General features: G+C 36.4%; 11 protein-coding genes and 7 pseudogenes. 5 read left to right on the top strand and 13 right to left on the bottom strand.

Annotated features, from left to right (window positions below):
• Nucleotides 1-563: 563 nt before the first annotated feature.
• The 6 genes and pseudogenes from cspC to M1M80_RS02805 all read right to left on the bottom strand — a co-directional run.
• Nucleotides 564-767 (bottom strand): cold shock protein CspC, encoded by a 204-nt coding sequence (gene cspC, locus M1M80_RS02830; protein WP_003240492.1) that lies wholly within the window; start codon nucleotides 765-767, stop codon nucleotides 564-566.
• Between the two features lie 572 nt (nucleotides 768-1339).
• Nucleotides 1340-2257, bottom strand: coding sequence for an EamA family transporter (locus M1M80_RS02825; RefSeq protein ID WP_060397979.1), 918 nt, complete (start codon nucleotides 2255-2257; stop codon nucleotides 1340-1342).
• Between the two features lie 370 nt (nucleotides 2258-2627).
• Complete coding sequence (locus M1M80_RS02820) at nucleotides 2628-3836, bottom strand: CynX/NimT family MFS transporter (RefSeq protein WP_060397978.1); 1209 nt, start codon at nucleotides 3834-3836, stop codon at nucleotides 2628-2630.
• Entirely contained in the window at nucleotides 3833-4525 is a 693-nt protein-coding gene (locus tag M1M80_RS02815) for a FadR/GntR family transcriptional regulator (protein WP_060397977.1), read from the bottom strand. The genes M1M80_RS02820 and M1M80_RS02815 overlap by 4 nt, the downstream gene beginning before the upstream one ends.
• Nucleotides 4526-4706: 181 nt before the next feature.
• Nucleotides 4707-5035, bottom strand: a pseudogene (locus tag M1M80_RS02810) (lysozyme family protein); the annotation flags it as partial.
• Nucleotides 5036-5046: 11 nt separating this feature from the next.
• Nucleotides 5047-5264, bottom strand: a pseudogene (locus M1M80_RS02805) (hypothetical protein); the annotation flags it as partial.
• 1 nt (nucleotide 5265) lies between these two features.
• Here M1M80_RS02805 and M1M80_RS21640 point away from each other — a divergent pair.
• Nucleotides 5266-5409, top strand: a pseudogene (locus tag M1M80_RS21640) (SMI1/KNR4 family protein); the annotation flags it as partial.
• Between the two features lie 371 nt (nucleotides 5410-5780).
• Here M1M80_RS21640 and M1M80_RS02800 read toward each other — a convergent pair.
• The 3 genes and pseudogenes from M1M80_RS02800 to M1M80_RS02790 all read right to left on the bottom strand — a co-directional run.
• Nucleotides 5781-6137: a hypothetical protein gene (locus M1M80_RS02800; protein ID WP_060397975.1), complete on the bottom strand. Its 357-nt coding sequence runs from the start codon at nucleotides 6135-6137 to the stop codon at nucleotides 5781-5783.
• Entirely contained in the window at nucleotides 6134-6367 is a 234-nt protein-coding gene (locus M1M80_RS02795) for a helix-turn-helix transcriptional regulator (protein WP_003240464.1), read from the bottom strand. Before M1M80_RS02795 ends, M1M80_RS02800 begins: the two co-directional genes overlap by 4 nt.
• A gap of 691 nt (nucleotides 6368-7058) precedes the next feature.
• Nucleotides 7059-7160, bottom strand: a pseudogene (locus tag M1M80_RS02790) (lipoprotein); the annotation flags it as partial.
• A gap of 3 nt (nucleotides 7161-7163) precedes the next feature.
• On the opposite strand from M1M80_RS02790, the pseudogene M1M80_RS02785 reads away from it, so the two are divergent.
• A pseudogene (locus M1M80_RS02785) lies at nucleotides 7164-7297 on the top strand (tyrosine-type recombinase/integrase); the annotation flags it as partial.
• A gap of 2 nt (nucleotides 7298-7299) precedes the next feature.
• Here M1M80_RS02785 and M1M80_RS02780 read toward each other — a convergent pair.
• A pseudogene (locus M1M80_RS02780) lies at nucleotides 7300-7446 on the bottom strand (tyrosine-type recombinase/integrase); the annotation flags it as partial.
• Nucleotides 7447-7896: 450 nt separating this feature from the next.
• Complete coding sequence (locus M1M80_RS02775; protein ID WP_060397974.1) at nucleotides 7897-8835, bottom strand: DMT family transporter; 939 nt, start codon at nucleotides 8833-8835, stop codon at nucleotides 7897-7899.
• A 268-nt stretch (nucleotides 8836-9103) separates the two neighbouring features.
• Between M1M80_RS02775 and pdxR the strand changes: the two genes are divergently transcribed.
• Nucleotides 9104-10579 (top strand): MocR-like pyridoxine biosynthesis transcription factor PdxR, encoded by a 1476-nt coding sequence (pdxR, locus tag M1M80_RS02770; protein ID WP_060399989.1) that lies wholly within the window; start codon nucleotides 9104-9106, stop codon nucleotides 10577-10579.
• 179 nt (nucleotides 10580-10758) lie between these two features.
• On the opposite strand, the pseudogene M1M80_RS02765 reads toward pdxR, so the two are convergent.
• A pseudogene (locus M1M80_RS02765) lies at nucleotides 10759-11004 on the bottom strand (response regulator aspartate phosphatase); the annotation flags it as partial.
• Nucleotides 11005-11580: 576 nt separating this feature from the next.
• Here M1M80_RS02765 and M1M80_RS02760 point away from each other — a divergent pair.
• The gene (locus M1M80_RS02760; protein WP_060397972.1) at nucleotides 11581-12474 is read left to right on the top strand and encodes a DMT family transporter; all 894 of its coding nucleotides are present in this window, start codon (nucleotides 11581-11583) and stop codon (nucleotides 12472-12474) included.
• A 130-nt stretch (nucleotides 12475-12604) separates the two neighbouring features.
• On the opposite strand, the gene M1M80_RS02755 is transcribed toward M1M80_RS02760, so the two are convergent.
• Nucleotides 12605-13429, bottom strand: coding sequence for an SDR family oxidoreductase (locus tag M1M80_RS02755; RefSeq protein ID WP_003240449.1), 825 nt, complete (start codon nucleotides 13427-13429; stop codon nucleotides 12605-12607).
• Nucleotides 13430-13591: 162 nt separating this feature from the next.
• Between M1M80_RS02755 and M1M80_RS02750 the strand changes: the two genes are divergently transcribed.
• Nucleotides 13592-14413, top strand: coding sequence for a MerR family transcriptional regulator (locus tag M1M80_RS02750; protein WP_060397971.1), 822 nt, complete (start codon nucleotides 13592-13594; stop codon nucleotides 14411-14413).
• Nucleotides 14414-14891: the final 478 nt, after the last annotated feature.

Raw genomic sequence — 14891 nt, 5'->3', positions numbered from 1 at the left:
AAAGTAAATCCATTTCAAAAACGTTCAACTTCTTCAACTTACTTTTAGAACATTAACCTCTTTTGTTATTCCTTCTAATCCATTTTTATTATTTAAATGTCTTCACGAACATTTAAAGTTTTATCAAAAAACTCGAGAAAATAGTCACTCGATTTTTGTAATCCTGATTCACACTGGCACGGACAAGGAGCCGTAAGGATGGAAGAGAGGCAGGGCTTTCATTGAGTTAGGTATATCTAAGTGATTATTTCTGGAAGAAAGTACAATCAATCTCACCTCTATCTTTAAGAATTTCTTATATCCATTGCGACAGTGAATAGTAATTGTTTATCTTAAATGTAGGTCTATACGAAAAGAAAAGTAATTAATTTATATACATTCCGCATATTGTCAATCAAGTATGTTATACTGTAAACAAACCTTTGAAGTGTTAAATCTTTTTCTATTACCTTGTAGCATCTCCCTACTCGAACGTTGAGTAGGGTTTTTTATTGAGTATTATACAGCAGAACATAAAAAAACAGGCCCTCTATAAAGAGCCTGTTTGTATACACGATTGAAGATTAAGCAGTTTTTTGAACGTTAGCAGCTTGAGCTCCACGAGCACCTTGCTCAACGTCAAACGTTACTTTTTGACCTTCGTCTAAAGATTTGAATCCGTCACCTTGGATTGCAGAGAAGTGTACGAATACATCGTCTCCATTTTCACGTTCGATAAATCCAAAACCTTTTTCTGCATTAAACCATTTTACTGTACCTTGTTCCATTTTGTTGCCTCCTAGTGCGTTACCACACATTGTTTTACTATCCCTGCCCAAAGTATCATCAAGACGAAAAGTCGATATTCATACTATCCTTTACACCGAACAAAAATAATTCTTCTTTATCTTAACACGAAACGGAAATAACTGCAAATTAATATTATCATTTTATTAATGGCATTATTTATTAAACATGTGGATATCAGTGCAGAAGCAATAAGCAAAAATAGAAAATGTCAATAATTTCGCATCGGTTCAAGCTTTGTTTCTGCAGATGCTTCCAAACGGTCACTCATGGTATATCCCCATTTGCTAAGATGCTCATAAAAAATAAACTTGCCCATAAATAATCTGCCTTTTTAATTAATGAATAATGGAGTTATCGATGGTACGTCCTCATTAGAAAAAGAAGAGGACACAGAATATTGGTGTGTTGCGATGTCAATACCCCATTAAAAAACCTTCAGGAAATCTCTATACTTTGTCATGATAATACTCCTTTTCAATGTATTAGTAAAAAGAGTTAGTCTCTTAATTGATGAGCGCCATTAATGCATTGACCCCTTAGTTAAACGCAATCAAGAATGTTGCGAAGAAGAATCTCGTTGTGCCTGGCCAGAATCCAGTTTAGCTTTTACACGTACATTACCGACGGCAATTCCACCTAATATGAGGATGACTCCCATCCATCGTACTATGCTCACATGCTCTTCTAACACTAGTGCTGCCATTGAAACAGCTACTGGAAGTTCAGATGCTGTTAATATGGTGCCAAGTCCTGGTCCAACATGTGGCATCCCAATGGTAAACAAAAGAGGCGGAAGGACAACTCCAAAAAAACCAAGAAGCAAACCATAGGGTGCCACGCCCTTTAAAACAGGAAGATCAAATAGATATATAGGGGGAAACAATAGAAATACAACGACTAAACCCCCGGTGGAAAGCAGAGCACTCTTTAGTAAGGGTGGAGTATTTTTCCCAACTGAACCACTAAGAAGGATGAAGGTTGAAAACGTTAAGGAAGCGAGTAGTCCCCAGACTATACCTTGCCAAGACATATTCATTCCCTTCGCTGAAATAATCCCAGCTGCTAGGATAGACCCGACTAGCAGGATAGCTATCGAAATTATTTTCCCTTTTGTAGGCTTTTTCTTATAAAACATCCACTCGAAACATGTACCAATCCAAACAAATTGGAAAAGTAAAATGATAGCCAGTGATGCATGAAGTGATTGTAACGATTGATAATAAAATCCTCCTGTTAAACCAAAAGGGATGCCGGATAGTAGTAACTTAATAGTTTGACTTCGCGTTACTTTTCGCTTTTTTGTAAACAAAACTAGTATCCAGACCATCAGTGTGCCAAATAAATACTGCCCACCTGTCACCTCAGTGACCGAATAACCAGCTGAATAGGCTAGCTTAACGAATGTAGATAATATCCCATAACAGCACCCACCTAAAAATACAATTAATCCATAATGCCAACTTTTCAAAAGTTCTCCCTCCTTTTTTCATAAAAAAAACCACACTACTATCAATTGACAGTAGTGTGGCGAAAATAGAGTTTCCTCTAGAAAAATCCACGCTCTAAAATAGATTTTATTATTCAAATTTAACAGTATTATAAAATCAAAAAATGTTAATTGTCAATAAAATAATTGATTCTGTTTACAAAACTTATTTTAAATTTGTCCTTATAAAATTTAAATACCGTTTAATGAAAAACTGAACATGAAACATAATGTCTTTTTTTAGAAATACATTCATAACTATGTTATGCACCAACTCGCCTTTTTTATTAAACCCAACGGCATAGGCAGTTCATGGGTTCCTCTAGAAAGAGCTTTACTGAAACAAAGCCCCTTATACCGTGTGATTTTTTGACGCACCCAGGCCAAATATGAACAGCAGAATGCTGACCATAAGCAACAATGATATTGGGAGGTTCCAGCTTGCCGTGACGTCATGGAGCAAACCAAACAAGGTCGGTCCTGTTGCAGCCAGCAAATATCCAACAGATTGCGACATACCGGACAAAGAAGCCGCATCGGAGGCATCCTTCGTCCGCAAACTTAAAAAGATCATAGCCAAACTGAACGCACATCCCCCAGCAATTCCGAGTAAAATTGTCCATAACAAAATAAGTGCATTATCGCCGAAATAAAGGCCACTCAATGAAACAAAAAACAGGACAGTCATTATGACAACCAGTAAACGCTGGTTCTTCATGCGTCCCGCAACGATCGGTACGATGAATGATACAGGAAGCGAAGCGAATTGAAATAGCGATAGCATCCAACCAGCGCTGTCTTCACTCAAGCCCCGGCTTGTCATGATTTCAGGTAACCAAGCGATCAAAACATAGAAAAGCAGAGACTGCAATCCCATAAAAAGTGTAATCATCCATGCCAGCTGTGAACGCCACAGACTTCGCCGCGTCGACGCACCGCTAGTTGTTATCATGACTGACGCGTGACTCGCCCGCACTTTAGGAAACCAGAATAGTGCGGCTACCAGAGCAAGAAGGCCCCAGATTCCAAGTGCGCCATTCCAGCCAAAACCGAGATTGCGGGCGAGCGGGACACTTACACCGGAGGCTACCGCACCGCATAAATTCATCGACACTGAATACAGCCCTGTCATAAGACCGACATTATGAGAAAAATCCCGTTTAACAAGACTTGGAATTAGCACGTTGCACACCGCTATCGCGAGTCCAAGCAAAACGGTGCCTGCAAACAAAGGAACTGTTGCAGTCAGCGAGCGGACAGCAATACCTACCATGAGAAGAACCAATGCATAAAGTATGATCCGTTCCATCCCGAAGCGGCGCGCCAAGATAGGCGCGAAGGGGGAAAGAAGCGAGAAAGCAAGCAACGGCAATGTCGTGAGCAAGCCTGCCGCTGTATTCGATAATCCAAGGGACTCACGAATCGATCCTACCAGTGGGCCTACCGACGTTAGCGGTGACCGCATCGTCAGTGATATAAGGACGATGCCTATGATGATCGGCCAACTCAATGAGAGCGAACGCTTTAACCCAGTTGGCTTCGTACCACTTTGTACGCTCATGGCCGCTCCCCCTCTTCAACGGCGATAACATCCTTCGATTCCTGGATATAGCGATGAACTGCTTCCACGGCACGATCGGCGTCCTGACCGACAATCGCTTCCACCAGCTGTCTGTGCATTTCCAAAAAATCCGCATCGACTTCATAACGAGTCAGGCTTGTAATCGAATCTTGCAACGCTTCAGCGATATGGTTGTATATTTCGATCAATATTTCATTATGCGACGCCTTGACGATGCTTTGATGCAGATGAATATCCGCCGTTACAAAGCCATCAATGTTACCGAGTTCTGCCGCTGCCTCGCAGCGTTCAAGTTGGAGAAGAAGTTCGCGGGCCTCGTCGTCGGTTCTGCGTTGTGCAGCTAGATGGGCTCCCTCACGTTCGAGTGCATACCGGACTTCTAATGTTTGCAACGTATCGGAGCGCAAAATACGTTTTTTCAACACGGCCCCCAAAGCACTTGAAGAGCAGACATAAGTTCCGTCACCTTGTTTCGTCTTTAAGAGTCCCGCATGTATCAATGCCCGAATTGCTTCCCTTAATGTATTGCGGCTAACATTCAGCTCGTTCATCAACTCCGGCTCGGCCGGAATGCGCATCCCGACACCCCACTTGCCTGATTCGATCAAACTTTCCATTTGTAGAGCGACTTGCTCAACCAGCGTCTGCCGGTTTGTTTTCTGAAGCATGTGTCTATCCTCCTGTAATGCATTTATCAAACATAGGATGTTTGGTTAATTGGTATTTTATCACACCTATGAAATTAAGACAACAAAATAAGAAGGTAATTAAAGAGGCAGGGAATGCCGATGCTCATGGTGATGATATAGAATTTAACAGCAAAATGGCAGAGCCTTTATTTAAATTTACAAGCGAATATTCTGTATGAGTTATGGAGTTAGGAGGTAAGCCGATACTCTCGGAACCTTGCATAATATCTAAAGAACGCCCACCACTTTCCTGCATGGTGAGCGCCATAATAATATTCACTTGGTCAAAAACGCCTTTCTGACGGGCGTATTTCTCAAATACCGCCCTACATCGTCCCACTTTCGGTGCAATGCCTACTGTTTCATATTCGCCATCCCCGCCGCCTATAAAATCGTCTCCGACTTGATTTTCTCTTGAAATCGTCATGACCACTACGATACATAGCAAAAAAGAAGATAAGTAGCCGAGAATACTAAAGAAAGAACTACCTATTTACTCATCATCTTGTTCTTTTATCCCTTCTCAGTCGATCTTCTACTTTTGAAGAAGTGCGTCTTGCTATATCATTTAAAGACACTTGCTCGAATGTATTTACACTTTGTTCAGTTCGTCTAATGGTTTGTGATGAACAATAGGTTGATCCTCTACTTTTGTAGGTTGAGGGCTTTCAAAGCCATGTTGTGGTTCAGATTGACTCATTATGACTTTTTGATCCGAAATAAATGGAGAATGTCCTGTTATCCTTTGGGACAACCATGAAGGATATGGTTATACTGCTGCAAATAATTTTCCTGAATTTCTTTTTCAGCAACTGAAAAAAGGTAAAGAGGACTTAGACGAAGATCAGGATTGGGAAGATTAAACTTTACAAGTTAAAAGAAAAATAATGCGAGGAGGTTAATTATAAACTTATAATCCAAAGAAGTAATTGAGGATAATGTACTACCACAGGGGCGCTTTAACGGAAAAAAAGCGCCCTAAATTTGCTGACAAACCAGACGACTTATTATAAGTAAGTGGGCAGTAACAGATCAATATTCTATAAACAAAAAAATACCAGGGGTCTACAACCCTTGGTATTATTGATGCGACCGAGAGGACTTGAACCTCCACGGGTTATTCACCCACTAGGCCCCTCAACATAGTAAATCCATATCATTGGTTATAAAAGCTTGTTTTCATTACACTTACTAACTTCACTTTCCATCACTTCTATAAGTTTAATTTAGTTCTTTAGTTTAAAAAATCTTTTTTATATCGAACGGCTAGATAGATTCCTGAAGCGACGAATGCAATAGAATACTTAAATAAGAAGAAAACGTGCCACATATATTCTTTTGGGAAAAGCAAGTCGCAAAAAATTAGTGCATATAACGTACAGAGGCTACCTTTTAAAGCGATTTGGTTTGTTCTTTCGTCAGCCTTACCCATTTTTTTAGTAAATACGAATGTCAGAAACAATCCGACTACAAGCAATACAAACCCACTGCCAATAAGAATATTCCAATTTCCCGGAGAATGTTCAGCCCAGGACTTTAAAGGAGAAAAAATTGCGTTAGTGATAGTATCTGTGATCGAATTCATTTTCATTTTTGATCATTTCCTTTCTCATAAGTAAAAATCTCGTTTACATCCACATTAAAAAATTCGGCAATTCGAAAAGCTAACAGCAGAGTCGGAACATAATTTCCTTTCTCCATTACAAAGATGGTTTGTTTGGAAACCCCGACTTTCTTTGCTAATTCTTGCTGAGACAATCTGGCAAGTACACGATATTCATAAACCTTATTTGAGATCGAATCACCAAAATCCTTCTTCATGACCATCACCTCTTGAACCAAATTATAAACTTACCTTATACAAAAGTAAAGTAAACTTATACAAAAATATAAAATACCTTTATGTTTACTTAGATTACTTTGATTTAAGAACCAGAATGCAGAAAGAACCTGATGAAATTCATGATTCTGTCAGGTTCACTTATCAATCTGGTGTTATTTGGTTTTTGGTGGTGCGTTTTATGATATTCAGTAGTGCAAAAAACGGTTAGAGTAATGAAATCGGGTGATGGAGAGCACAACAATTTGAAAAACAACTTATAACTTTAAAGCATAAACAAAAAAGATACCAATATGGTTTGTTATCTTCATGATTATTTTGATTATGTGCACTTACAATTGTTAATTCTAAATACGAAACGCTTCCGGGGCAAGATCACTCAGCAGATATAATGGCTCCGGAAAAATTGGCAAAAGCAATTGTGAAATATTCTAATAGTCATCAAAAATGATATATGGAGAAGGAAAATGTGTAACATGGCATCAGCCCATCTACGAAAGAAAAAAATTATGGAATCACCTTATAAATCCTTCATTACAATGAAGGATTTTTTTATTAATCAGTAAGCAATTACAACAATACTTTTGCACTTAACGGTATCATCGTGCAAATCCTTTTATAGACAGAAAAAAAGAGGAGTAAACACATTGTTTACTCCTCTAACTTTGTCCCTTAACCTTTTACTTCTTCATAGTCTGGTGTTTTCTTCGACAAGCCAAGACGATCATTTTCTCCATTTCCCGGCATACCGGTCATCTTCTCGTATTTATCTCCTTAGTTGACAAAATCATATTAGAAATAGATGTGAATAAATCGTGTACCTGGCTTGATGGTCAATATGTTGTTCCAAAAATTCGATTCGACGAGTTAGTATCAATAAAAAATTGCTTAAGCTACTAGAACATTGGAGAGGAGGAGTAAGATCGCTGTCCTTGCAAAAGTATTTAATCTTTCGACTGAATATATCTTTTCTTGAAGGTATATCTTTATATTGAAAGATATAGGTATCATGTGAATGTCTAATACCTAATTCATTAAACAACTCTTCTTGTGATGACTTCCTTTAGGTAAGTGGGCAGTTTGTGGGCAGCAGACAATAAAAATAAGCACAAAAAAATACCAGGGGCGTCAAAACCCTTGGTATCATTGATGCGGCCGAGAGGACTTGAACTCCACGGGTTATTCACCCACTAGGCCCTCAACATAGTAAATCCATATCATTGGTTATGAAAGCTTATTTTCATTACACTCTGTATATTCACTTTGCACCATTTCTATACGTTTATATGAAATATGGTTAAAAAATGGTGAGCTAAAACGATAAAGATACCTACCTGTTCATTTGGTATCCTCTTTCTTCAAGTACCTCAATAAAATGGGCTCTGTTTTTAGGTTATTAAACCACTGAATATTTTTATGGTATTGCACGTGTCACTCTGCCAATAACCACTATATCACTTTCCACATTCAAAAGTTTCCATCCAATTTAAAAAAGCTGGCGAGAGATAGTTTATCCCACACTCTTTTTAGTATTGTTAATCCGTCTATGTTTTTTCGCCCATAGTCTACCAATATAACCTGTACCAAATAGAACACCAGCCACAATAAATACAAATCCGATTAATTGTGAAGTTGTAATTGTTTCATTTAAAAAAATAGCGGAAAAAACAAGACCAAAAAATGGAACAAAGTTGTTAAATATGGCTGTTTGACCTGCACCTATCTGCTGAATAGCTGCATTAAAAACAATATATCCAATTCCCGTTGCCACTAACCCTGATACGATAAATAAAAAGTAAGTAAATAAAGATGCAGAAGTCATTTCACTGACCCCTCCAGGTTCGGTTATAAAACTAATAATCAACAATCCAATTGAGCCAGCTAGGTACATTATTGTTGTTACCTGTTTTGAATCAAGTGTTTCTGTTGCCTTTTTTACGAAAATAAAACTAATGGCTTGGACAAACATGGCAATAATTAAAATTAATTCTCCCTGAGATAATTGCATGTTACTGAATGATCCACCCTGAATAAAGAAGACGCCGGTTAATGCTAGAATAAAACCAAGCACTCGTAATTTTGTTAATTGTTCACCTAAAAAGAGAACAGCAAGTATTGCAGTTGTGAGTGGAACTAATGCAAGAATTAAAGAAGCATTCGAAGCATCAATCATTGTTAAGCCTACTGCTATTAGCGAATGGTGTAAGATGACACCGAATAACATTCCAAGTAATGTATAAATCCATTCCTTTTTCGATAAACGACGAAATGATTTCCCCAGAACGATCATGATTAATGCTGTAATCCCAGCCATCATAATTCGAAAAGCTGTCATTGTTTGAGGGGGTAAATCTTCCACCAATACTTTAATTATAACAAGATTAAGTCCCCAAATAGCTGTAACAAAAAACACTAAACCGTAAGTTAGTAATAAGCGTTTTTGATTCACAAGTTACTCCTCCATTTTCCAAGTGTAATGCTATGTTCAACTATAAGTGCCATATTACTTTAACGTTTGTATAACACTCAACACATTTCTATAACACTTAACCTTGTGTTTTCATCTGTGGAACTACTGTATGAAGACTTACTTAATAGCGTTTTATTCTTATGTGTGAATAACTTTCATTCAAGGGTTAAAATAAATATATTAAAATCTGCTATATGAAATAAGTCTATAACACTAACCAAATGTATAACACTTAGGAGGATTTATGGTGCAAATTGATATTCAAAGAAATAAAAGGGAATCACTATCTAAACAAATATATCAATCTATTGTTGACCGAATCCGTTCAGGACTTTTGGAAGAGGGATCGAAATTGCCTTCTGTACGTAGTCTTTCCAAACAACTGGAAGTAAGTTTGGTTACAGCTGTCAAGGCGTACAAACAATTAGAACAAGATGGATTTGCTACCTCTATCCAAGGAAAAGGTACTTTTGTAAAAGCAAAAATAAGCGAGAAAAAGAAAGTAGAAGCAATACCTTCATACGATTGGCAATTATCACTTCAAGATTATCTACCAAGATCCCAGTTTGCTCGTTATCATATTGCTCCTCAAAAAGTTCATCTTTCATCGTCCATGATAGATCCTAAACTACTTCCAAACAGATATTTTGAGCATGAGGTACAACAGGTTCTTTCGGAGAATCCAGAGTTATTGTCTATATACGGGAATGTTCAAGGTGATAATCAACTAAGGAGTGAAATGTCTGCCTATTTAAAAAGGTCAGGGGTTACTTCTACACCAGAAAATATCTTAGTTACAAGTGGTCTTCAACAAAGTATAGATCTTGTTGCTCGTACATTTGTTGGACCTGGGGATGTGGTAGTAATGGAAGCACCGACATACCCGGGGGCAATTGATATTTTTCGGGGAAGAGGTGCTACCATACTTACGGTGCCTGTTGATAAAGATGGAATGCGAATAGATATACTCCAAAACGTATGTGAAAAACATAAGCCCAAAGTTATCTTTACGATTCCTACATTTCATAATCCAACAGGTTTTGTTATGTCTCTAAAACGACGTAAGCAGTTACTTGATATAGCCGGGAGTATTCATAGTATTATTGTGGAGGACGATCCATGCAGCGAGATTTATTTTGAAAAGAAACCACCTGTCACCCTTAAAAGCATGGATCAGTTTGGTAATGTAATTTATTTAAGAGGATTGAGCAAAACGATTGCTCCGAGTTGTAGAATAGGAATATTAACAGCTTCTGGCTCTATTTTCAATCGTTTATTAGCTGCAAAAGCAAATGCTGATTTAGGAAGTCCTTTACTTACACAAAAGGCTATTCTTCCCTTGATTAACTCTAAAAGAATGATAGATCACTCAAAGAAGTTGAGGACGGCTCTAAAAATCCGAAGAGATTTAGCTCTTGATTTACTTACAAGTCTTTCTCCTGAGGGTGTATCTTGGACGATACCAGAAGGAGGATTAAATTTATGGATCAGTTTGCCTTCTTGGATTGATAGTCATCTTCTTTTATCAGAAGCAAAAAAACAACAGATAACATTTTTACCAGGATCAGCATGTTATCCAGTAGGGCAAGAAAATAATCATTTGCGTATTAGTTACTCATATATAAATGAGGAACTATTGAAACATGGAATTACAACATTATGTAATATCTTTCATGCTGCGATTTCATCCCAAAAAACAAGTGAAAATAGGCCAAATTTTTAAAGTAATCATTGATAATATAGACTGAATGTTTTCATCGTCCACTCCTAAGAATCTTCAAAACAGCTTATATTTCGAAGATTCTTAATCGTATTTAATATAAGTGATCACAAGTCCTCAATAAAGAAAAAACCGATGTTCCTATATGTGCGGGACATCGGTTTTTGTTCGTATCCTTTTACATGGAGATCTTCTATTTCCTTAGATTTCATATAACTCAGCATTATCTCGTGTCTAAATTCTAATAGCTGATAATATAACAGGGCATCTTGGTTTTCTTCCATGTTTAGCAACTCTTTCTCTACTTCTGTTTTTATAATCTCTGCTTGTTCAACTTGATCATTTTTTATTGATGTATACCATTCATTTAATTTTTTTGTGACTAAGTCGTACGGAATTTTATCTTTATCTAAGAAAACACCCCGCAAGAAAATTGCCCCATCCTTACATAAATTGTGAGAACATTTACATTAATTGTATTATGTCAGAACATCCTTTATTTTACAAATACGAATTACAAAAAGGTACATTTTATCTACTCCTTTGCGGTTTTTTTTGCGGTTATAGCAATACTTTGGCGACTTGACGCCAACCATCACGATGATCCCTTTCAAGACAGAAAAAAAGAGGAGCAAACACATTGTGTCTACTCTTCATACTTCTGTCTCTTTTCCCTTAAGTCTGGTGTTTCTTCGACAACCCCAGTCGGTCTTCCAAGTATTTATAATTAAATATGAAACATTCGTATCCTTCAAGAAAATGTTTCATGTATAATCTATTTAGAACCATCTTTTCGTAATATCTAACTTTTTGAAAATACAGTATAAATAGGGGGATTAACATGCTACTCTCAGATATAAATCTTTACGTCTGGAAGCCATTTTCAACATCACCGCCACCGCCGTTTACTCCAGCTGTTGAATCAGCAGTGAATAAGCTTATATTTAAAACAGATTAAGAATCTGCGAAATATAAGCTGTTTCGCAGATTCGAAGGAGTAGACAATGAAATCTAAGATACAGTTTATATTATCAATGATTATTTTCGGTACAATGGGTTTAGTTGTAAGATACATTGATTTATCTTCGAGTGAAACAGCTTTACTAAGTAGTTCAATTGGATGTTTATTTTTAATAATCGTGTTTTTTATAATGAAGAAAACCATTCCGTGGAAATTAGTAAAAGCTAATGCTTATATCTTATTTCTATCTGGTATTGCATTAGGCGGAAATTGGATATTTCTTTATCAATCGTACGATCATACAACACTTACTAATGCAACATTAGGGTATTACTTTGCACCGGTGTTTGTCATGATTCTCTCACCATTTATCCTTAAGGAACAACTACCTGTCAAAAAAATTGTTTGTATTGGTATAGCGATAATAGGAATGTTATTAGTTGTTGGAAACGGCATAAGTGCATCTGGAACAGAGGATCTACTTGGGATCTTTTTCGGGTTAGTTGCAGCTGCATTTTACGCTGCATTGATGTTAATCAATAAATTTATTCACCACATGGGCAGGTTAGAAATTACAATCATCCAACTTGGAATAACAGCATTACTGCTCTTGCCATATGTGTTTTTCACAGAAGGATTCGGTATCTTTGGAGTATCTAGATCATCCGTCCCTTTTATCATCATTTTAGGAATTGTAAACACCGGTATAGGATTTTGGTTATTTTTCTCGGGTATGCAAAAATTAAAAGGGCAGAGTATTGCTATGCTAAGCTATGTCGATCCATTTGTAGCTATATTAATTTCTGCAATGATCCTACAAGAACAAATGACCATTGTTCAAATGCTAGGTGGCGCACTCCTTTTAGGCTCAACATTTGTTAGTGAGAATAAATCAATCAAATTTCCAAAACAATTAAAGAAATTATCAACTAAGTAACACACAAACCAGTGGGCGGCATTCATTTCCCACTGGTTTTGTTCTTTTGCAGATTTTTTCATATTATAAAAAAATTCGGCTTTAGCAATTGACAAATATCCTGTTAATTTAAGAGAATTATTTCTAAACTTCACTCAAAGTGATGCTTATTTTCCTTAACCCATTGTGCAAATGTTCTTGCTGGTTCTCCTGTGACCAGTTCTATTGTTGGTAAAACTGTATAAACTTGTTTTGGCGGGTTTTTTCCCATTTCTATGATGAAATAATTAATAAACTCCTCTTCATATCCTTTGCTCTTCCATTCTTTTTTCATTTCATCTTCTGTCATTTCAATCAACTCAATAGGTTTTTGAATAACTTCAGAAATTTGTTTAACCATAATTCTAGGAGTTAATGCTTCTGGTCCAGTCAAATCGTATGTTTGTCTATGATGTCCTTCCTCCGTGAGAGCTTTTACTGCAACAGCCGCAATATCAGCTTCATGGATTCTAGCGCTTAGACTATCAGGGAATGCAGTTCGAATTATTCCTTCTTTTTGGATAGATTCTGCCCAATCATAAAGGACGTTTTTCATAAATTCTACAGGCCTTAATATCGTCCACTCCATTCCGCTATTCTTAATTACTTCTTCAATAGGGTTCCCTTCAAAATCCATTATTGCAACTATTCTTTTAACGCCAGCTTCTTCAGCCATTTGAACAATTTTTTTATTTGTCATGAATTTAGTGTCTGATTGATCACTTTGCGTGATAAAAAATAAACTATCGACTTTATAAAGATGAGGCTGTAAAGATTCAGGTTTATCAAGATCTCCAGAGACAATTTGAACTTCAGCAGGCAGATTTGTTTTGTTTATAGCTCTTGTTAACGCTCTTACCTTAACTCCTTTTTCATGTAAAAGCCCCACAATGCAGCAGCCTACTGTTCCCGTAGCTCCTGTAACTAAGATTGTCATGTTTATTTCCTCCCAAAATCACATTTTAAATTTGAAGGACTCAGAAAATTATCGAAATAATCAATGAAATGAATATATAAAATGAACTCCATATCTACTCATCTCTGCCCTTCTTGGTTATAATAAAGGGTGGTGTAACACCATAGTCAAGGAGATGTTTTAATGGACTTACATTTACAAACTCATTTAACGACTGGGCAATTTTCCAAGTTAATGGGAGTAAGCAAAGACACACTATTTTACTATGATCGAATTGGGATTTTTTCTCCGGAATTGAAAGCTGATAACGGGTATAGATATTATTCAATAAATCAAATCGATGTTTTTCAAGTAATATCAACCCTAAAAGAATTAGAAATGCCGTTAAAGGAGATAAAGGAATATCTTAATAAAAGATCTCCCGATGAACTTATTTATCTTCTTGAAAGTAAAGAAGCAGTTCTTGACGCTAAAATTAAACAGCTTCAAAAAATGAAAAAAATCATCTCGGAGAAATCAAGTATTACGAAGAAAGCAGCCAAAATAGATCGTTCAGCTATTATATTTGAAGAAAGGAAAGAAGAAGCATTAGTATTAACTGAAGCAGAACCTTTTACAGGAGATAAAAGCATTTATGATTCCATGATAAATCATAATAAGTACTTAAACACTTACAATATAGATACTCATCACTCACCAGGTTGGATGATGGATATTAAGAAAATAGTAAGTGGTAAACCTTTTAGTTATGATCATCTTTATACTAGGGTTGACAAAACACTGAATCATTATAATTATGTCCGAAGCAAAGGCACATATTTAACTGCGTATCACTCAGACGGGTATTCACGTATTAAAGAAACTTATAACAGATTATTAAAGTTTTCTTATGACAAAGGCCTACAATTGCAAGGCTTTTTCTATGAGGAAGTTATGTTAGATGAGCTATCAGTTAAAGGCTATGAAAAGTATTTAATTAAGGTTTTTGTGCAAATTTTAAAGTGAAGCTCATTATATTGGGCGACGACAAAGAAAAATGGTTTGTAAACATATAAGGTGTTATTCAAGACTTAAAACGAAAGAATGCAAAAATAATAAAGTTGATTAACCTCAGGAACACAACTTGTATTTGGTGGCAAGTCATGAACTCCTAAAGGAGATTTAATAAATCTAAAGCAAAAAAGATACCAATATGATTTGGTATCTTCATCTAAATCGAGTCCCTCAACATTGTAAATCAGTATCACTGGTTATGAAAGCTTATTTTCATTACACTTTCTAACTTCACTTTACATCATTTCTATAGGTTTGTATGAATTATGGTTAATATTTGGTGAGCAAAAATCACCCTATACTCCCCCACTTCTCCAAATCTCACTAGGATCAAATGTTTTAACATTCGTTACTTCTTCTTAAACAACAATTTTTGAAACTTTCACATCTATTCCATGGTAATATTTAGATATAAAATCACTGAAAGGAT

Source organism: Bacillus inaquosorum, from assembly GCF_023238325.1.
Classification (GTDB): domain Bacteria; phylum Bacillota; class Bacilli; order Bacillales; family Bacillaceae; genus Bacillus; species Bacillus inaquosorum.
This window is presented reverse-complemented; position numbering and strand designations above follow the sequence as displayed.